Genomic DNA, 18,943 nt, shown 5'->3' with positions numbered 1-18,943 from the left:
GGTCAGGACGGTCAGGGCGTGCCGGGGACGAGCACGTCGCGGTCCTTCAACCGGGAGCCCTCGGGCAGGTTGGCGGGGGTCAGGCCGCGGGGCGGGGCGGGAGCGGTGGTGTCTTCCGTACCGTTCTTGCCCTCCGGCCGCAGGCGGTCGCAGGTGTTGCCGGGCACGGTGAAGGTGTCCGCGATGAAGGTGCTGGTGTTGACGGTGGAAGGGCCGTCGACGACGACCTTGCGGATACCGAGGCCGCTGCCCGTGGTGATCTCTCCGGCGATGCGCTGCATGGCGGAGCTGGCGCCGAAGACGAGTGCGTCGCCGGGACGGACGGTGGTGTTGTAGGTGGTCTTCTCGGTCTGTTCGGTCGTCCAGGTGCGCTGGTAGGCGAGTTTGAAGGCGCCTTCGAAGGCGCCCTTGACGCCGAGGGAGCCACCGATCTTCCCGCTGCCCGAAGCCCCGGCCTCGGCGCCGACGGTGGCAGTCGGGCCCTTCGACTTGTCCGGGGTGGAGAACTCGCCCTTGGCCTTCGCGTCGACGCCCGCGGTGACCTCGCCGGTGGTGGTGATCGTGCCCTCGATCGAGATCTTCCCGGTGATTTCACCGCCCAGGTTGTCGCTGCTCGACGTGCGCAGGGTGATCTCCCGCGCGACCGTGATGGCGTCCTTGGTGCAGTTCACGACCGCGTTGCCCAGGGACTTGACGGCGCTGTAGTACTCGCCGGACGCGGCCCGGTTGATGTCGAACCGGCAGCCGCCGGGGTGCGAGGCGCAGTACTCGGTGACCTTCTGCGTCGAGGCCAGCGCGGTCGTGCCCTCGTAGGCAATCGGGGTCGGCACCTCGGGCGGCGCGACGGCGTACGAGGAGCCGGTGGTGCAGGCGAGCGCGAGGAGGACCGCGGTGGCGGCCAGGACCGTACGCCGGCCCGGGGCATTGGTGATCGTCTTCACCGGTTCATCTCCCCACACAGAGCAGTCATTTCGGAGGACTCGGACAGGCCGGCCGGGAGGTCGGCGGCGAAGGAGGGACACGTGCCGGTCAGGGCGGTCGCGGCGTTGCCGGACGGCTCGGGGCGCATGGTGCCCAGCTCACCGCGGGCCTGCGCCATGTCGGTCTCCTGCGTCGCACCGCCGCCGATCAGGTCCGTCATGCACGACTTGGATTCCGCCGGACACTTCTGTGCCGCCTGCTTGGCGGCCCCGATGTCCTGTTTCGCGGCGGCGCTTTCCTGCTTCGCGGCGTCGCGGTCCTTGTCGACCGATCCGCGCTCCTCGGGAGAAGCCGAGCACGGCTTGGCCTCGCCGCCGGGGCAGGGCTCCTCGCCGTCGAGGGGCGCCGCGAGGGTGGTGAACCCATGACTGGAGGCCGGCGAGCCGGCCAACGACGGGGCGGCCGCCGCGGGCGAGAGGCCATAGACCAGGGTAAGTACCGCGATGGACACGGCGATAGGGAGTCGGTTGCCAGAGGGAATACGGGGGATACGGAGAGTTTTGCGCATGCCGAACACGCCCCTTCCGGGGTGATACGACGAACGGGAGTTCGCACCCGAACCGGATGCATGCGCAACGTAACAGCTCGCTACGGACGGTTACCAGTCTCGTGATCATGGTTCACCCGAATTGCCCGTAACCCCCAGCATCGGCACCTACCGTGCGCGGTCGATCGAGTCGACGCCTTCGGTCAAGTCCAGCCTCCTCGCAGGCGGCAGGCCTCGTCGACTGGTATGGCCGACGTGGCCATGCGCTGGGCGACGATCTGGCCCTGCTGGTCGTGGACTACTCGCACCTCGATGCACGTCAGGGTGTCGGCAAGCCCTGGGGGAATCCAGGGGAATCGACTGACAGTCGGCACCCTGCGGCCGAAACCACGCGCGGCCCGTGAGGTCAGGGTGCTGTGCCTGTTGTTGTGCGGGGGCGGCGTCTGCGCGTGACATGGGCAGGAGGTGGGGGAGCCGCCCAGCTGCTTGGGTACTCCACCACGAATGTGCGGGGGCCGGGGGCCGCCTGCGGTTGCCCCGACCCGAGGGCCGCGATGCCGTCGCGGTTCAGCGGTCTCGCAGTATCCGGTCCACCGTCCGCTCGGCGGCCCGGCCGTCGTCCAGGTCGCAGAAGGCCTCTCGGAACGCCGTGTACTCGGGGGGCGCGTTTCGCGCGAGACGCTCCAGCGCGTCGATCAGCTCCCCTGAGTCCGAGATCAACGGGCCGGGAGCCCGCTTCTCGAAGTCAAAGTACAAGCCGCGGACTTCGTCGCGGTAACGATCCAGGTCGTAGGTGAAGAAGAGCATGGGACGCCCGGTGTGGGCGAAGTCGAACATCAGCGAGGAGTAGTCGGTGACCAGTACGTCCGCGACCAGCAGAAGATCGGCGACGTCCGGATGATCTGAGACGTCGCGCACGAAGTCCGTACCCGAGCGGGGCACGGCATCACCGACCCAATGGTGTTTGCGGATCAGCAGCACGTGGTCCCTTCCCAACGCCGCCTCGGCTGCCGAGAGGTCGATGCGCAGGTCGAACTTGTACGCGCCGCCCTTGTACCGGGCGTCGTCGCGCCACGTCGGGGCGTACAGCACGACGCGCCTGCCCTCGGGAAGGCCGAGCCGCTCCCGTACCTGGGCGGCACGTTTGCCGCGATCCGCAGCGTAGAAGAGGTCGTTGCGGGGGTAGCCGGCCTCGAGGACCTCTCCGTCGTAGCCGAAGGCCCGCCGCATGATGGGCACACTGAACGTGTTGGGCGCCAGCAGGAAGCTCCAGTGGGCCGATCGTCGCGCGAGTCCTTCGATATAACGGTGGTCGGCGAACGGCATGTCGGCGAGGTCGAGGCCGATCCGCTTCAGCGGAGTGCCGTGCCAGGTCTGTACCGCGACCTGCTCTTCCCGCCGCTCGAACCAGGTCGGGAACTGGGTGTTGCCGACGATGTAGCGGGATCGCGCGAGGGCCTCGTGCCACTCGGCGCTGCCCAGGACCACCGTCCGTGCAGTGGACGGGGGCGTGGCCTGGCCGTCGGAAACGGTCCACAGGTGCTCGACCGCGACGCCCCGGCGGACGAACTCCTCGTGGACGGCGCGAGGGGAGTCGGAGTACTGCCGGCCGTCGAAGCTGTTGTAGAGCACCGCGTCCGCGACTGGGCGGGCACGGGACGCCGGGTAGTGGACCGTCGCCAGCCGGTGCTGCCGGTAGGGGCCCCGCTCGCTGTCACTCAGCACGGAGCCCGACTGCAGGCTCATACGGTCGTGGAAGCTCCGGTTGACGGCGAAGACGCGGTCCGCGCCGCGGTGGGGCAGGGGGAGTTCCTGGCGGGCGGACGCCAGCCTCAACGGCATGTCGACCGTCCGGCCCCCGGCGATCGTCCTGAGGAAGGGGGACCAGCGCCCCTCCGGCAAGGGCAGCAGCTGGGAGCCCATCGCGGAGGGCCGCAGCCTGGTGCTGAAGCGACCGCCCTCAAGAAGGTCGACGCCGACGGTGAATTCCCTGCGGTGGCCGCTGTGCTGCCAGACCAGATCCGGCCTGGAGGGTGAGGCACCGGCGTAGGAGCCCTCAATGAGGAGTTCGCCGTCCGTGGTCCAGGAGACCGCGTCGGCGAGGACGTACGCGGCCTGGTCAGCGAGGAGGAGATGTCCACACGGGTCAGCGGAGAGATGGAGGTTGCGTGCCGCGCCGTCATTCCCCGGGCCCGCGACGAGAGGAAGCCGGCCCGCCTCGATGCCCGCCGGGGCGGTGATCAGGTGTGTCTTGCCGTTGCCCCGTACGAGCGCCACCGACCAGCGGTCGCCGTGTCCGCCCGACTCCTCTTCTGCTCGGCCGTCGGTGAATGTCACCAGGGGCAGATGCGCGGTGAACCGGTGCCATCCGTCCGCCTCGACGTCATGGGTCCTCACCGGTAGGTCGTGGACGGCCTTGGAGACGTCGTGTGTGACGCGCACGGCCACGGGTCGGACGTGCGACCGTACCCTGCCCTCCAGAATCACGTCCGTGCCGGCGAGCCTGTGCCCGGTCAGCGTCGCCGCGACCTTCTCCACGACGATCTTGAGTTGGCCGCCGCTGAAGGTTGACACGACGCGACGCCCGTCTCCGAGGTCCAGGGGCGCAGGCTGATCGCAGGGATCCTTGCCGCCGCCGATGCGGCTGCGCCTGAGGCGCCCCCCGGTCAGCACGCCCAGTGTCGGCACCCAGGTTGTGGTGGTGTCCGGACCGGCCGGCAGGCGCGCCGGGTCGATCGTGATCTCGAACCCCGAGGCGTCGTAGGAGTACAGGCGCTGGCGGGAGGCGCGCGTGGCCTCCGTGGAGGTCACACTGGTGACGCGCAGCGGCAGGGGCCGTCCGCCAGAGGAGTTGTGCAGCCAGGCCGCCTTGCGTGAGCGGCCGGGAGTCCCGGCGTCCAGTCCCCGAATGTAGCCGTACCCCCGCAGGACCAGCTTGCCATCCTCCCAGCGGGCCTCGCGGAGGCGGGCATGGAGGGGCAGGTCGCGCCTGGAGAGGCGGGCCACGGAGCGGGGCACGGTGATCACCCGGCCGTCCGGCGCGGTGGGCACGGCGCGGCGGATCAGGCGGCCGGTACTGCGGAACACGCGCGGGTTGTCGTGGTCGAAGTCGAGCAGGTCCAGAAGGTCTTGGGTCCTGCGCTCTTCGACGAGGTGCCATTTCAGGCGCGCCGCTACCGGCATGTCCCGGATCACCTTGGGGTCCACCCCGGTGAGGAAGTCCGCGGCCAGGTCAACGAAGGTCTGCTGGAATTCGGCGCCGGCCCGCTTGAGGACGGCCATGAACAGGGGTAGCTCGCTGCTGAGCACGGTCGAGTGGTAGTGCCGCCTCAGGTCCGCGACGGGGCCGGCGGATGCGCCCTGCTGTTCGGCGAGGAAGGCGCTCACGGTGTTGACGGCGGCGACCCGGTCACGGAGACCCCGGATCTCTGTGCGGCGCTGGGTGATGGAGCCCTCGCGCAGACGCCAGTGGTAGACGTGAGCGCTGATGACGTCCACGGAGGCGGCGAGGAAGTGGGCGGGGATCGTGACCGCGCTGTCCTCGTACAGCACGCCCTCCGGGAATGCGAAGCGGTGCCTCTCCCAGAAGTCGCGGCGGAAGACCTTGTTCCAGACCACCCGGTCGTGGACGAGTTCCTTGTGGCGCGTGATGTGGGTGCGCCGACGGTCCTTGCTCATCGCCTTCTTGAACATGGCCGACTGGACGAGTGCGTCCTCGCGGAGCCTGAGGACGTTGCCGGTGACGAGGTCGGAACCGGTCTCCTCCAGGCAGGTGATCATCCTCTCGTACGTGTCCGCGGGCACCACGTCGTCGCTGTCCACGAACGCCAGGAACCTCGTGGCGGGGTCCGTGTGACGGATGCCCGTGTTGCGTGCGTGACCGAGACCGTGGTTCGTCTGGCGAACGAGCCGAAACCGCGGGTCCCGGGAGGTGAAGCTCTCCGCAACGGCGGCGCCGGCGTCCGTGGAGCCGTCGTCGACGATCACTACCTCGAAATCGGCCATGCTCTGCGCTGCCAGGGAGTCCAGACACTCCGCCAGGTAGGGCTCCACGTTGTGGACGGGCACGACGATGCTCAATTGCGGCGACACGAAAGGAACCTCGGTTCATCAAGCCCTGTTTCGGAGCTGAACCATTCCCGGCGCCCATCGGTCACGGTGCGCTCGGCCGTCCGTGGGGCGAACCCGGCGTGGCCGTCCCGGCTTTCAGGTGGGCGCCGCCCGAACGTGACCACGCGGGTCCGTGGGCGTTAATACGGTTCCACCCGTGTGCTGCTCTTTGGATGTGCGTCAGTGTCCGTCCCCCGTCTCAGTGTCATCGTCTCCGCGCACGGCGTTCACGGAAGTCTGCGACGGAGTCTGGAGTCGTTGCTGGCCCAGTCGTACGCCGGATTCGAGGTTGTCGGCGTGACCGGTGGGGAACCGGACCGTTCCGCCGAGGTGTTGGCCGCGGTGGCCGCCAACGACTCCCGGATCCAGACGGTGCGCGCCGCTGATCCGTCGGACCCGGGTCGATGGCGCGAGGCGGGAGGGGAGCGGGCGACAGGTGAATACCTGCTCTTCATGGACGGCAGGTCGGTCCTCCTGCCGGGCACGCTTCAGCGGATCGTCGACCGCTTGGCCGAGACGGCCGACCCGGACCTGTTGCTGTTCGGACACACCACGGTGCCCTTCCTCGGGACCCCGAGGGCCACCCGCTCCCTGCGGCGGTTGGCCCAGCTCGGCGACAGCCCGGTGTGCACGCTCGCAGAACTGCCGGAACTCCTCGGCGTCACCCAGGTCAGCTGGAACCGTGTGGTCAGGCGGGATCTCCACCACCGAGCGCTCCTGCCGTTCGAGCACCGCGGCCCGGCCGACGACCGCCTCTACGCCCTGAGCACTCTCGCCTCCGCAGCTTCGATCGCTCTGCTCCCCGGGCCACTCCTGGAACGCAGCGAACAGCGGCCGGGACCAGCGACCGGAACGGGTGCGCCACACCCGTCCGCCCACGTGGTGGAGCAGTACGGCTCGCTCTTCACGCACTTGCGGACCCTCCCGACCTTCCAGGCGGCGCACACCCCGATCTTCGCCACGGTCTCGGCCCACCTGCTGAAGTCGTACGCCGGACTGCCCCCGGGGGCGCGACGTCCGTACGCGGCCGCCGTAGCCGCGTTCTTCCGGGACCACCGGCCCCCCGGCCCCCTTGCACACGCCGGAAGGGGGCGGCGACTGCGACTGCTGTCCCACGGGCGCACCACGCTCCTCACCGTCCTGGACGGCGCACTCGCCGCCCGACGCGGCCTGCTCTCCCTCATCCGCGGGGCGCGTCGGCGGACACGGGACACCCTCATCCCCTCGTACTACCGGCTCCAACGCCTCCTGCCGCTCCAAGACGACCTCGCCGTCTACTCCGCCTACTGGGGGCGGGGCGTGAAGTGCAATCCGGCGGCCATCTGCCGCAAGGCGGCCGAGCTCGCCCCCGGCGTCCGCGCGGTGTGGGTGGTGTCCAGGAAGGCGGTGGCCGATCTGCCCACGGGCATTGACCACGTCGTGCCAGGCAGCCGCCGGTATTGGAGCGTCATGGCCCGGGCGACCTACTTCGTCAACAACGTCAACTTCCCCGACGAGGTCGTCAAACGGCGCGGCCAGGTCCACCTGATGACGCATCACGGCACACCGCTCAAGGCGATGGGGGTGGACCAGCACCTCTATCCCTCGTCCGCGAAGGGCCAGGATCTCGACGCCCTGCTGATCAGGGCCGACCGCTGGGACGTCAGCCTTTCACCCAACGCCCACACCACCGAGACCTGGGCGCGCGCCTACCCGTGTGCCGCCCGGAACCTGGAGAGCGGCTACCCCCGCAACGACGTCCTGCTCACTGCCACCGCGGACCAGGTCCTGACCGCGCGAGCCCGGTTCGGCATCCGCCCGGACCAGCGGGCGCTGCTCTACGCCCCGACCTTCCGCGACTACGAGCGCATCCCGACCCTCCGGCTCGACGTGGAGCGCGTCATCCGCGAACTCGCTCCCGAAACCGTGCTCCTGGTCCGTGCCCACTACTGGCAGGCCACCGGGCCCGCTTCCGTGCCGCCGGGAGTCGTCGACGTCTCGGCCCACCCCGACATCGAGGACCTGTACCTGGCGGCCGACGCCCTGATCACCGACTACTCGTCGGCCATGTTCGACTACGCCCACCTCGACAGGCCGATCATCCTGCACGTCCCCGACTGGGAGACCTACCGCGCGGTACGGGGCGTCACCTTCGACGTCGTGTCCGGTCGGCCGGGCGACACCCCGGGTCCCGTCACCCGCACCACCGATGAACTGCTCCGTGTGTTCTGCGACGGCGACTGGGACGGTCCTCGCAGCAGCATGCTGCGCACCGCGTTCCGGGCGCGCTTCTGCACGTTCGACGACGGGCGGGCAGCCGAGCGCGTCGTACGCCAGGTGTTCCTGGGCGAAACCACGACGCTCCCCAGACTGACGAGGACGCCCTCACGCCCCCCGGAGCTCGTCACGCAGCGGACCACCCCCACCACCGAAGACGGGGACCTGGGGGCGGAACTCGGCCGGCACGACACCCCGAGCCGGGCCATGCACCCGTGAGGACCCCGCTTCCGTTCTGCCCGGTCCGGGGAGAGCGGACGGTTGAACGACGCTCCGAGCGGAATCACGGGCTCGGAAGCAGGGCCGGAGCCGGCCCTCCCCGTGGCCCGAGACTCAGTGTGAGGGGGAGAAGGCCCGCGAACGGCTGCGCTTTTCCGGGGAATCGGGCCGGGGGTCAGGGCCTCGGCATCCCCAGCCAGTCGGGATCTCCTGCCTGTCGGACTACCTTGCCCAGTTTCTCATTGTCCCGCCGCGAAGCCGCTTCCACGTCAAGGCGGTTCATCGTGTCGCGGAAATCACGTGTGGAGAGCAGCAGTTTATGGATGAAAAAGATTTCGAAAATGAGATAAGGGACGCCGGCGAACACCACAGAAGATGCAATCATCCCGGACATCGGACCGATGATGAATACAGCCATCTGAAACTCGATACCACTGACCAGATGTGGACGGATTCGGGAGCGAAGCAGGAGGTCCCTGGTGCTGCCGTACCAGGGGAACGCGTGTCGGAACTTCCGGTGCAGGTCGATCACCTCCCCAGAGGCCCGTACCGGGCTGGTGCCGGCCTGTCGCCTGTCGTGCATCAGGTGCTCGATGAACAGGGGTGGCGCCGTGCCGTCGAACGCGGGGTGACTCGTCACCTCGTTACGCATGATCGCTCGGACCTCGTTCACCTTCATTCCGTTGAGGTAGCGGAACATGTCCAGGAAGATCACTGCACAGCCCAGCAGGAGATACGCGGGCTCGTCATGCCTCAGCCACTGGCCTGTCATCAGCGCAACCGCGCAGCACGTCACCCGGACTCGGTCCAGGACGTAGTCGAGCCACCCACCGAACACGCTTCCGTTGCCCTGGAGGCGTGACAGCTTCCCGTCCACACAGTCCAGGATGAAGCTCACGTGGTAGGCGAGTGCACCGGCCAGCAGCCACACGGCATCTCCCTGCCAGAAGCAGGAGGCAGCAGCCAGTCCCGCCATGAACGAGAGCCAAGTGATCTGATTCGGCGTGATCTTCGTATGGCGGGCAGCCCAGTACACGAGTGGAATCGCCACCGGGTCTACCAGGATCACCGTCCACCAGGAATCCCGCTGCTTACATGCGAGCTGACGCACTTTTTCCCGACTGAGCGGAGTGAGTCGGGCAGCGCATTCCTCGTCGATGGGGCTGAGGGCGGATCCGGGCATGTGGAGATGCTCCAACGGGTTCATGGGCGGGCAGCAGTGTGCGGAAAGGCGCAGGAGGATGGGACCAAGAGGCAATGAATCGAGAACTCCGCGCAGCTCGGCGGAGGAGCAACAGGAGTGCTCCGGCGCGGTCTCACCGAACCGCGCCTTGGCCGGGTGGCGGGACAGGGCCCGGCGGATGTGGCGGTCGGCCGGCTTCTCGACGCCGAGAGGGAAGGCGGCAGCCACGGCGGTGCCCGCGGCGGCGGCCAGGACGTGGACGATGGGGAACGCGAAGGATCATCCGCCGAGCCAGAGGAAGTGGTCGGTGGTCCATGGCTGGTTCAACGTGCGAGTGACCACAAGGCCGGTGAGCGAGATGGGCTTGTGTCCCCACCAGTGCCCGATGGCCGGGGTGGGCAGGGTCGTGGTGGCCCGCAGGGGCCGGACCCGGGCAGGCGGCGGGCGTAGGACTGGCCGATGCGGCGCTGTATCGGCCCTTGGCCGGTCGGGGTCCGCCTCAAGGGTGTACGACCTGTACCCGCACGGCCGAGAGGCATCGTTCCACCCATCATCCGCGTCCGTGTTGCCATCGTTGCGATTCCGCTAGGCAAACGACGCATCGCAGAATGGGACACGGCTCCCAGCTCGTGGTGACCTCACCCCGATGAGCACCGGCAACGTGGTGTAGGCGTGGGAGGAGGGAGCCGCGTGAGGAGTGGTAGCAGGCCATCGTCTGGATGAAGAGGGACTCGCTCCCTGTCAGCACGATGGCGGAGGCCGACGTGCTGCGTCGGGCGTTGGACGCGATGGACCGCATGTTGGACGGGAAGGCTGCCTTGGCCAAGACCTGCGGCGCAAGCGGGCAGCGTTCAGTGAGGTGCTGGCGACCGCGGTCGAGAAGGGGCACCTCGCCGAGAACCCGCTGGTCGGGGTCAGACGGACCGCTCCGGTGGTCAGTGAGGAGGTCGATCCGATCTCCGTTCCGAATCCGAATCAGGTGGCCCGGCTGCTTGCCGCAGTGGCCGCGGGCCGCGGGAGAGGACCCCATGTCGAAGCCTTCTTCGGCTGCATGTATTACGCGGCGAGCCGTCGACCGTCAACGGCGAAGTGATCGACCCACACAAGGAGTTCCGGCACGTCGTCCCCTGGTACGGCGCCGTCCGCGACCTTCTGCTCCGCTCTCGTCTCCGACCGCACCTGATCAGCGGCATCGAATTCCAGATGGCGGTATTCACTATCGGCCCTCTGCTGGGGATCAGTGCTTTCGGTCGTTGGGCAACGCCTGCGAGGTGAGGACTGCCAGGCCGTTCGGCACCGGCCGCTCCTCACCCTCGGAGGGGTTGTTGACGATGCGCAAGTCCTGGTGCGGCGAGGTCCGGGCAAGCATCTCTGCGGATCCGCCGCCGTCCAGCATGACGGCATTCCTGACCCCGTGGCTCTGCAGCAGCCGTGCGGTGGCTGCGATGGTGAGCCCGGCCGAGCGCAGGGAACGGCCGTCCACCACCAACAGCCACAGGCGGCGGCCGGAGTCGTCCCAGCCGAGGGCGGTGCGGGGCTCGCGGAACCAGTATCGGGGTGTATTTCGGAAGACCGGGATCTTCCCCTTCCGCAGCAGGGTGCCCCGATACCCCATGGCCAGAGCCCAGGGCCTCTTCCTGGGCTTCTGCCCTGCGGTGAAGGACGCCACGGCGCCCGGCCTCACCCCCGCTATCTCGCGCGCAGAGCTGCCCACCGCCACCAGCAGGAAGCCGTCCAGTGGAACAGGGCGCCCGTCGGGCCCGGCGTGGACGTCCACCACGCGACCGGCCGACACGCGGATGCTCCGCAACGGTCCGTCCCGGTGGGCCGGCCGTGCCTTCGTCCCCCAGGCCGGGGTGTAGACAGCGAACCCCGGGAGCGATTCAAGGCAGTTGAGGCAGCCAAAAGGTCGCGTAACGCCGGCGACAGAGACGGCCCCGACCATCTTCACCCGCCCCTTCCTCAGACGTCCCCGGTTGTCCGTGCCCACCGCCTTCATCGATTCGGCTGAACCTTTCAGGAGTCGGCCGTCCCGGATCACCGGGCCCAGCGGAACGCCACTGCCGTGGATGTCGAAGAAGTCACCGTTCACGGCCGCCAGTACGCCCGTACCCGCGCCCTCCGCCAATGACGACAGTGGCCGGTTCGAGGACAGCTGGCCGCCCAGCATCACCAGGGAGCCCGGACCCGCCGGAGCCTCGGTCAACCGGTAACTCAGCCAGCGGGTGGGGCTCTCCACGGCAGTCAGTCGTACGCCTGCGGTCAGGGCGTACCGCGTCTCGCAGTCCTGCCTGAGCGGAGCCACGAACACCGAGGGCAGCAGGAGCGCACTGGCTGCGAACAACACTCCGACGGTCCGCCTGACGATGCGACTTGTGCGGAGGCATGGATGTGCGGGCATATGGTGCCCAACGCGCGAAAGGCGCCCTGGATGACGACCTTCCTGGCACTTTCACCCGCACAGTCCCTCGTGCTCCGGCTCCACGCATGGTCCTGCGCAGGCGCAGGCCGACGTCGTGATGTTCTGTGCGGCAGATGACCCGACTCGATCCTTGCCATGATGGGTCGATTGCCCAAAGTGGTGACCGTAAAGTGCGGTTGCGGCCACCCGCTCCGCGTGTGCCGCTCTCGATCGGAGAGGCCTGTCGGCCCGGCGGCGGCGGGGAAGGGCACCTCCGCGGCCATTCGATTCCCCCGGATTCTCCCCAGAGCCCTCGCGAGCCCAAAAGGGCCTGGTCAGGGGCCTGTCGATGGCAAGGCGAGGAGATCACCCGCATCTATTCCCCCAGGGACTCCCCAAGGCCGCTTCTGGGCCGATCTGCGAGTGATGCGAAAGGGAAGTGCGAAAGGCTGACTGAGCGTGATGCGAGGGGCTTAGAGCCAGTCCCGCCGCTTGAAAATCACATACAAACTGACGCAAACCATCCCCATGAAGCAGATCGCAAGGGGGTATCCGAAGGTCCAACCCAACTCAGGCATGGACTCGAAATTCATGCCATAAATGGTTCCGACGAGTGTGGGAATAAACAAAGTGGCAGCCCATGAGGAAATCTTCTTGAAGTTGTCACCCTCGCACCGCTGACCTGCAGAAATCGGTTGTGCAGGTGGTTCGACCTGCAAAGATCCACCTTCCCGGCCCTTTCGCCGTGCTGCCCGTTTGTACGGCCGATCCTCCCCAGCCGCTCCCCAAGGGGTTTTCGGCAGCGATGGGTCCGCCTACTACACTCCCACTCACTACCAGACGTATATTGTGGGCGAGAGTCCCAGATGGGTGAACTGATGACAGAAGAGGAACCGGCAATCCGTATCGCCCCGTGGATGCACGTCATCACGGCAGGCGGCGGCGTATGCCTCGATGAACTCCTGCCCACGTCCGGCAGTGTCTACGTGGCACGCCTGAACGGGCAGGATATGACCGACGAGATCTCGACGTTTCAGCAGTTCGATGAATCGCTGAAGTTCCCCGAATGCTTCGGATGGAACTGGAATGCATTCTTTGACTGCCTTCGCGACCTCGGATGGCTCTCATCGGACCACCACATCCTCATTGTCGACGCTGCCGAGAGTGTCCTTTCCGAGGACGATGCCGCTCGCGAGGAGTTTTTCAGAACCCTATGGCGCGCTGGCCAGCGGTGGTCCTACACCAAAAGGCCCGAGGGCGTCACGCTCAGCAAACTCGTCGTGGTCCTGTCATGCGGCAAGGGGTCCGCAGCCAGCCTCGCTGCACAGCTTGAATCACTCGAGGCCCGATCACACTCCTAACCGACAACCGCACACCCGGGCTGCCGGCTACAGCCAGTCGCGCTTCTTGAAGATGATGTACAGGCTCACGCAGACCACTGCCATCAGCAGGATCGCGAAGGGGTAGCCGCCTGCCCACTTCAGTTCCGGCATGTCCTCGAAGTTCATGCCGTAGATCGTTCCCACCAACGTGGGAGCAAACAAGATTGCCGCCCACGAGGAGATCTTCTTGATCTCCTCGTTCTGTTCGAAGCCGGCTTCTGCCAGGGCTCGCATTTCGGCGTTCTGTTGTTGGGAGACCAGGGTGGCGTTGACCGTGAGGATTTCTGTGAGGGCCTGGCGGAAGCCGTCCACGCGTTCGCTGGTGTGGGTGACGTGGTCGGCTACGTCGCGGAGGTAGCGCTGGAGTTCCTCGTCCGTGCCGTACTTCGCGAAGCCGGCCATCAGGCTGTGGAGCATGCCGACCAGCGGGCGGGTCGCGCGTTGGAACTCGACCATTTCCCGGGAGAGTTCGTAGATGCGGCGGGAGACTGCCGGGTCGCCGCTGAAGACCTCGGTCTCGATCTCGTCCATGTCGATCTGGACGCCCTCGACGACCGGGGCGTAGCCGTCGACCACCGCGTCGAGGATGGCGTACAGGGCGGCTTCCGGGCCGAGGGAGAGGAGTTCGGGGGATTCCTCCATGCGGCGGCGGACCGCCGAGAGGTCCGGGGCCGCGCCGTGGCGGACCGTGATCAGGAAGTCGGGGCCGACGAAGATGTGGAGCTCGCCGAAGTCGACCTCCTCCAGCGCGTCCAGGTAGCGGGCGGCCCGTAGGACGACGAAGAGGGTGTCTCCGTAGCGCTCCAGCTTGGGGCGTTGGTGGGCCTCCAGGGCGTCTTCGATGGAGAGCGGGTGGAGGTTGAACTCGCCGGCCAGGGAGTGGAGTTCGGGTTCCGTGGGGCGGTGCAGGCCGATCCAGGCCATGCCGTCGGGCAGTTCGCGCAGCCGGCGGAAGGTGTCGGCGAGGGTGGTGGGGGAGGCGACCCGGACGCCGTCGCGGTAGACCGCGGAGTCGATCACGCTGCGGTGGTCCGCGGGGGTGGGGGCCGGCGGGGCCGGCTTCGGGGCCCGCGGGGGCGTGGCGGGAGGGGCGGGGGGAGGGGCGGCTGGGCGCCGCCATCCCGCGCGCTTCGCGGGCGAGGGGCGGCGGTCGTCTGGTCGCTCCGGCATCGCAGGTCAGCTCCCGGTCGAACGGGTGTTTACGGGCAAGGGGCAGGATATCCGGGTGAATGGGCCTAGGGGGTGTCTTGTCGATCGGGCCGGATCAGGGAGCGGTGTCTGGTGCTGTGGATCGCAAGGCGGAGGAGGGAGTCGACGCGGAGCGTCGGCGAGTGACGACAACGCGGCGAGGCGCGGTGCCAGACCCTGCGAGCCCGGCCTGATCGGCAAGACACCCCCTAGGGGTCCATGCGGGTCCGGCGCGCGGGTGCGACCGGTCCGGAGTTGCGGACAGAAGGTGTCCGCATGGGCCGCTACGTTGCTGTCATGGCCTCCAAGACGACGCGTCCCGTACTCGACACCCGTGCGCTGAACCGTGCCACGCTCGCCCGTCAGCTGCTCCTGACCCGCGCCGAGATGTCCGCGCAGGACGCCACGCAGCACCTGCTGGGACTGCAGGCACAGAACGTGAAGCCGCCCTACTTCCAGCTCCACGCCCGACTCGCAGCGTTCGAGCCGGCCGAACTCGCCGGGCTGATGGAGTCCCGTCAGGTGGTCCGGATGGTCACCATGAGGTCCACCATCCACACCCACACCGTCCGCGACGCGCTCACCCTGCGCCCGCTCGTCCAGCCCGCCCGCGACCGGGAGATCAACTACTTCCGCAAGGGCCTGGTCGGCGTGGACCTGGACAGGCTGGCCGAGCGGGCGCGCGCCTTCGTGGAGGCCGAGCCGCGGACCATGGCGGAGATACGGGAGGAACTGCTCAAGGAGTGGCCCGGAGCCGACCCGCAGTCGCTGTCCGTCGCCGCGCGCTGCCGGCTGCCGCTCGTCCAGGTCACCCCGCGCGGGGTGTGGGGGAAGAGCGGGCAGGTCCGCCTCACCACCTTGAGCGAGTGGGTTGGCGGGGAGCGGAGCGGGCTTGGCGGGGAGGCGAGTGGAGTGGGCGGGGAGGAGAGCGGGCTTGGCGGGGAGGAGAGCGGGCTTGGCGGGGAGGCGTCGGGGATCGATGACGTCGTGCTGCGGTATCTCGGGGCCTTCGGGCCCGCCTCCGTCAAGGACATGCAGACCTGGGCCGGGCTCACCCGGCTGCGCGAGGCCTTCGAGCGGCTCAGGCCCGGCCTCGAGGTGTTCCAGGACGAGAACGGCGTCGAGCTCTTCGATCTGCCCGACGGGCCCCGCCCCGACGCCGAGCAGCCCGCGCCGCCCCGCTTCCTTCCCGAGTTCGACAACCTGCTCCTCTCCCATGCCGACCGCTCCCGGGTGATCGCGCCCGATCTGAAGGGCAGTACCTGGTCCGGGAACCAGGCGCACTGCACGCTGCTCCTCGACGGCTTCCTCGCCGGGCTCTGGAAGCTGGACGGCGGGACGACGCTCACCGTCGAGCTGTTCGCCGAGGTCTCCAAGGCGGACAAGGCCGAGATCGTGGCCGAGGGGGAGGCACTCCTCACCGCCATGGGCAGCAGCAGTGAGGGAGAGGGAGGGGAGCGGTCGGGGGGCTCCGTCCGCTTCGGGGCCATCCGCGGCTGAGCCACGGCGCGGCGGGACCGGGCGACCCGGTCCCGCCGCGCTCTGGTGGCCCGTACGCCGGACACGGCACGATGCCTGGCACGACTGAGATCACCCGCGATCGTTCTCGTTCGTGGCGGGCCGCTCGACCCTCGTCGGAGCGCGGCGCGTCATCCAGGCACAGGCAGCTGTTCGGGATTCGGGACCTAGGAGAGAGCAATGCGGATTCCCATGACCGTCACGGACTTCCTCGATCGGGCGGAGTTGGGGTTCTCGTCCAGTCCGGGTGTGGTGGACGAGCCGGATCAGCCCGGGCCACCGGTCCCCGATTCGACGTACGGGAGGCTCGGCGAGCGGGTACGGGCCTGGCAGGCGGGATTCGACGCGCTGGGGGTCGGCGAGGGCGAGCGCGTGGCGGTGGTCAGCCACAACTCCGCCCGGATGCTGGAGCTGCTGTTCGCGGTGCCGATGAGCGGGCGCGTCTGCGTACCGGTCAACTTCCGGCTGAAGCCGGAGGAGGTCGACTACGTGGTCCGGCAGAGCGGCGCCGCGGTGCTGCTCGTCGACCCGGAACTGGACGAGGCGCTGTCGGGCGTCAAGGCCCGCCACCGCTTCGTCCTCGGGGCGGAGACGGACACGGTGCTGATGCGCTTCGGGGTGGAACCGCGCCCCTGGTCGCACCCGGACGAGGACGCGACGGCGACGATCAACTACACCTCGGGCACCACCGCCCGCCCCAAGGGGGTGCAGCTGACCCACCGCAACATCTGGGTGAACGGGCTCACCTTCGGCCTGCACACCCGGGTCTGGGAGCGTGACGTCTACATGCACACGCTGCCGATGTTCCACTGCAACGGCTGGGGCATGCCCTTCGTGATGGCCGGGCTCGGCGTCAAGCAGGTCGTGCTGCGCAAGGTCGACGGCGCCGAGATCCTGCGCCGGGTCGAGGAGCACGGCGTCACGCTGATGTGCGGTGCGCCCGCCGTGTGGAACACGGTGCTGGACGCGGCGGCGACCTGGGAGGGCGAGATCCCGGGCCGCGACCGGGTACGCGTCGTCTGCGCGGGCGCCCCGCCGCCGAGCCGGACGATCCAGCGCATGGGTGAGGAGCTCGGCTGGGAGTTCACGCAGATCTACGGCCTGACCGAGACCTCTCCGCTGCTCACCTTCAACCGGACCCTGCCTGCCGACGCGGAGCTGCCGGCCGCGGAACGGGCGCACAGGCTGTCGCGCGCGGGGCTGCCCGCGCTCGGGGTCAAGCTGCGGGTGTCCGAGGACGGCGAGGTACTGGCCCGGTCGAACGTCGTGCTGGAGGGGTACTGGGACAAGCCGGAGGAGACCGCGGCCGCACTGCGCGACGGCTGGTTCCACACTGGTGACGGCGGCACGGTCGACGAGGCCGACGGCCACCTGACGATCTCCGACCGGAAGAAGGACGTGATCATCACCGGCGGCGAGAACGTGTCCTCGATCGAGGTGGAGGACGCGATCTTCAGCCATCCGGCGGTCGCGGAGGTCGCCGTCATCGGCGTGCCGCACGAGAAGTGGGGCGAGACGATCAAGGCGCTCGTCGTCCTCGCCGAGGGGGAGTCCGTCCAGGAGGCGGAGATCATCGCGCACTGCAAGGAGCGACTGGCCGGGTACAAGGCTCCGACGACGGTCGAGTTCCGCGCCGGCATCCCGCGTACGGCCACCGGCAAGATCCAGAAGTTCAAGCTCCGCGAGCCGTACTGGTCGGGCCTGGAGCGGCAGGTGAACTGACAGCAGGCCCCCGGGGCAAGGCACAGGGGAACGACCGAGGGCCCAGGCGGTGCTAGGCCGGCAGCAGGGCCTCGATCGCCGCGATGACCTCGGCGGCCTCGGGCTCCGTGCGAGGGCGGAAGCGGGCCACGACCTCGCCGGCGGGGGAGATCAGGAACTTCTCGAAGTTCCAGGTGATGTCACCGGCCTCGCCCTCGGCGTCCGGGACCTTCACCAGCTCCTCGTAGAGCGGGTGGCGGTTCTCGCCGTTGACGTCGGACTTCTCCAGCATCGGGAAGGTGACGCCGAAGCCGGCCGCGCAGAACGTCTGGATGTCGTCGGCGTTGCCCGGCTCCTGCCCGCCGAACTGGTTGCACGGCACACCGATGACGGTGAAGCCCTTCTCCTCGTACTTGAACTGCAGACGGGCCAGGCCCGAGTACTGAGGGGTGAGACCGCACTGCGAGGCGGTGTTCACGAGCAGGATCGCCTTGCCCTTGTGCGCGGCGAGGCTGGTGGGCTCGTCGGACAGGGTGGTCAGCGGGATGTCGTACAGGCTCATCAAGCTCTCCTCGGCAGGCAAACGCACGTCATACCCCCCCGAGCCTAGGCCCCCATGCCGAGGAGGTCCTCCGCCGGGTCGTTGACCGGCTGGGGCATGCCCGTGAGGTCCATGACGAAGAGGGGTATCCCGAGGTCGTCGGCGCGGGAGCGCGCGTCCTGCGTATATCCGGCGAGCGAGAAGTAGACGCTGGTCGCGCAGGCCGTGAGCCCGTTCAGCCAGACGCACTCCACCGCCCGCAGCCCGGCCGGGGCCGTGGTCGGGTCCACCTGGGCGACCAGGCCGGGGGCGCGCAGGTCCACCGCCGTCGACGGGATCGGCCGAGCGTCGGGCTGGCGCACGTCCTGGAAGCCGAGCCAGCGCAGGTACAGCGCGGCGGTGACCACCGCGTCCCGGGCGGTACGGATGGTCACGGGCCGGAAGGCGGGGCGGGGCACCGCGGGGTCGGCCGGCGGCGGACCGGCCGGGGGCCGGCCGTCGGGGGTGTGCGCCGAGTCGTTCAGCGGATGGGGTCCCGGGACGGGGTCCGCCGCGGCAGACCCGGCCGGCGACACGGGCGCCGGCCCCGAAGGCGACACCGGGCGCCCCGGCGCCGGGGGAGACGGGGTGCGCGGAACGCCGCCCGCCGGCTCCAGCGGATGTACCGGAACCAGCACCACCGTCCCGCAGGAGGTGCACCCCACCTCCGGATGCGGCCACTCGCTCTCCCGGCCGCAGGCCTCGCACCGCACGGTGACCCAGCTCTCCGTCCAGGTGCGGTGGGTCAGCTCCCGGGGCGGTGACGCCAGGTCAAGGGGAGGGGTGACCGGGTTCCCGCAGGCGCAGGGGAAGACCGGGGCGGCGTAGCCGTTCTCGCGCAGGCACGCCGGGCAGCGCACCGGTACCGCATCCGCCATGAGGGCCGGACCCCCTTCGTCATTCATCTCGTCGCTGGTCGCTGGTCGCTGGTCGCTCG

13 protein-coding genes and 1 pseudogene are annotated in these 18,943 nt (G+C 68.9%); 5 read left to right on the top strand and 9 right to left on the bottom strand.

The genetic code is table 11. From position 1 onward, the window contains the following. Nucleotides 1-11: 11 nt before the first annotated feature. The 3 genes from ACFWBW_RS02210 to ACFWBW_RS02200 all read right to left on the bottom strand — a co-directional run bounded on the left by ACFWBW_RS02210 (nt 12) and on the right by ACFWBW_RS02200 (nt 5,560). On the bottom strand, nt 12-941 hold the full coding sequence (locus ACFWBW_RS02210) for a hypothetical protein (protein WP_385367589.1): 930 nt from the start codon (nt 939-941) through the stop codon (nt 12-14). After that, nucleotides 938-1,432 carry a hypothetical protein gene (locus ACFWBW_RS02205; RefSeq protein WP_385367588.1) on the bottom strand — a complete coding sequence of 165 codons (495 nt, stop codon included), beginning with the start codon at nt 1,430-1,432 and terminating at the stop codon, nt 938-940. The genes ACFWBW_RS02210 and ACFWBW_RS02205 overlap by 4 nt, the downstream gene beginning before the upstream one ends. 603 nt (nt 1,433-2,035) lie before the next feature. Beyond that, entirely contained in the window at nt 2,036-5,560 is a 3,525-nt protein-coding gene (locus ACFWBW_RS02200; protein WP_385367587.1) for a CDP-glycerol glycerophosphotransferase family protein, read from the bottom strand. 177 nt (nt 5,561-5,737) lie between these two features. Here ACFWBW_RS02200 and ACFWBW_RS02195 point away from each other — a divergent pair, with 177 nt between their 5' ends. After that, entirely contained in the window at nt 5,738-8,053 is a 2,316-nt protein-coding gene (locus ACFWBW_RS02195; protein WP_385367586.1) for a CDP-glycerol glycerophosphotransferase family protein, read from the top strand. 175 nt (nt 8,054-8,228) lie between these two features. On the opposite strand, the gene ACFWBW_RS02190 is transcribed toward ACFWBW_RS02195, so the two are convergent. Next, nucleotides 8,229-9,464 (bottom strand): CDP-alcohol phosphatidyltransferase family protein, encoded by a 1,236-nt coding sequence (locus ACFWBW_RS02190; RefSeq protein WP_385367585.1) that lies wholly within the window; start codon nt 9,462-9,464, stop codon nt 8,229-8,231. A gap of 631 nt (nt 9,465-10,095) precedes the next feature. On the opposite strand from ACFWBW_RS02190, the gene ACFWBW_RS02185 reads away from it, so the two are divergent. Then, nucleotides 10,096-10,329 (top strand): hypothetical protein, encoded by a 234-nt coding sequence (locus ACFWBW_RS02185; RefSeq protein ID WP_385367584.1) that lies wholly within the window; start codon nt 10,096-10,098, stop codon nt 10,327-10,329. A 144-nt stretch (nt 10,330-10,473) separates the two neighbouring features. Here ACFWBW_RS02185 and ACFWBW_RS02180 read toward each other — a convergent pair whose 3' ends face one another. Then, complete coding sequence (locus tag ACFWBW_RS02180; RefSeq protein ID WP_385367583.1) at nt 10,474-11,580, bottom strand: phosphodiester glycosidase family protein; 1,107 nt, start codon at nt 11,578-11,580, stop codon at nt 10,474-10,476. 530 nt (nt 11,581-12,110) lie between these two features. Further along, a pseudogene (locus tag ACFWBW_RS02175) lies at nt 12,111-12,296 on the bottom strand (CorA family divalent cation transporter); the annotation flags it as partial. Between the two features lie 207 nt (nt 12,297-12,503). On the opposite strand from ACFWBW_RS02175, the gene ACFWBW_RS02170 reads away from it, so the two are divergent. Next, nucleotides 12,504-12,998, top strand: coding sequence for a barstar family protein (locus ACFWBW_RS02170; RefSeq protein ID WP_385367582.1), 495 nt, complete (start codon nt 12,504-12,506; stop codon nt 12,996-12,998). 27 nt (nt 12,999-13,025) lie between these two features. Here the strand turns inward: ACFWBW_RS02170 and ACFWBW_RS02165 are convergent, their stop codons facing one another. Continuing rightward, nucleotides 13,026-14,189 (bottom strand): magnesium and cobalt transport protein CorA, encoded by a 1,164-nt coding sequence (locus ACFWBW_RS02165; RefSeq protein ID WP_385367581.1) that lies wholly within the window; start codon nt 14,187-14,189, stop codon nt 13,026-13,028. Between the two features lie 315 nt (nt 14,190-14,504). On the opposite strand from ACFWBW_RS02165, the gene ACFWBW_RS02160 reads away from it, so the two are divergent. Continuing rightward, nucleotides 14,505-15,707 (top strand): winged helix DNA-binding domain-containing protein, encoded by a 1,203-nt coding sequence (locus tag ACFWBW_RS02160; RefSeq protein ID WP_385367580.1) that lies wholly within the window; start codon nt 14,505-14,507, stop codon nt 15,705-15,707. A 198-nt stretch (nt 15,708-15,905) separates the two neighbouring features. After that, the gene (locus tag ACFWBW_RS02155) at nt 15,906-17,447 is read left to right on the top strand and encodes an AMP-binding protein (protein WP_385367579.1); all 1,542 of its coding nucleotides are present in this window, start codon (nt 15,906-15,908) and stop codon (nt 17,445-17,447) included. Between the two features lie 52 nt (nt 17,448-17,499). Here the strand turns inward: ACFWBW_RS02155 and ACFWBW_RS02150 are convergent, their stop codons facing one another. Both ACFWBW_RS02150 and ACFWBW_RS02145 read right to left on the bottom strand, forming a co-directional pair. Further along, nucleotides 17,500-17,988 (bottom strand): glutathione peroxidase, encoded by a 489-nt coding sequence (locus ACFWBW_RS02150; protein ID WP_385367578.1) that lies wholly within the window; start codon nt 17,986-17,988, stop codon nt 17,500-17,502. A gap of 44 nt (nt 17,989-18,032) precedes the next feature. Then, complete coding sequence (locus ACFWBW_RS02145) at nt 18,033-18,884, bottom strand: hypothetical protein (protein ID WP_385367577.1); 852 nt, start codon at nt 18,882-18,884, stop codon at nt 18,033-18,035. Nucleotides 18,885-18,943 lie beyond the last annotated feature (59 nt).

This window comes from Streptomyces sp. NPDC059957 (genome assembly GCF_042730015.1).
Classification (GTDB): Bacteria; Actinomycetota; Actinomycetes; order Streptomycetales; family Streptomycetaceae; genus Streptomyces.
This window is presented reverse-complemented; position numbering and strand designations above follow the sequence as displayed.

Coding starts and splice junctions, on each gene's coding strand:
- ACFWBW_RS02170 (WP_385367582.1), top strand. CDS start 12,504: ATGGGTGAACTGATGACAGAAGAGGAACCGGCAATCCGTATCGCCCCG.
- ACFWBW_RS02165 (WP_385367581.1), bottom strand. CDS start 14,189: ATGCCGGAGCGACCAGACGACCGCCGCCCCTCGCCCGCGAAGCGCGCG.
- ACFWBW_RS02160 (WP_385367580.1), top strand. CDS start 14,505: ATGGCCTCCAAGACGACGCGTCCCGTACTCGACACCCGTGCGCTGAAC.
- ACFWBW_RS02155 (WP_385367579.1), top strand. CDS start 15,906: ATGCGGATTCCCATGACCGTCACGGACTTCCTCGATCGGGCGGAGTTG.
- ACFWBW_RS02150 (WP_385367578.1), bottom strand. CDS start 17,988: ATGAGCCTGTACGACATCCCGCTGACCACCCTGTCCGACGAGCCCACC.
- ACFWBW_RS02145 (WP_385367577.1), bottom strand. CDS start 18,884: ATGGCGGATGCGGTACCGGTGCGCTGCCCGGCGTGCCTGCGCGAGAAC.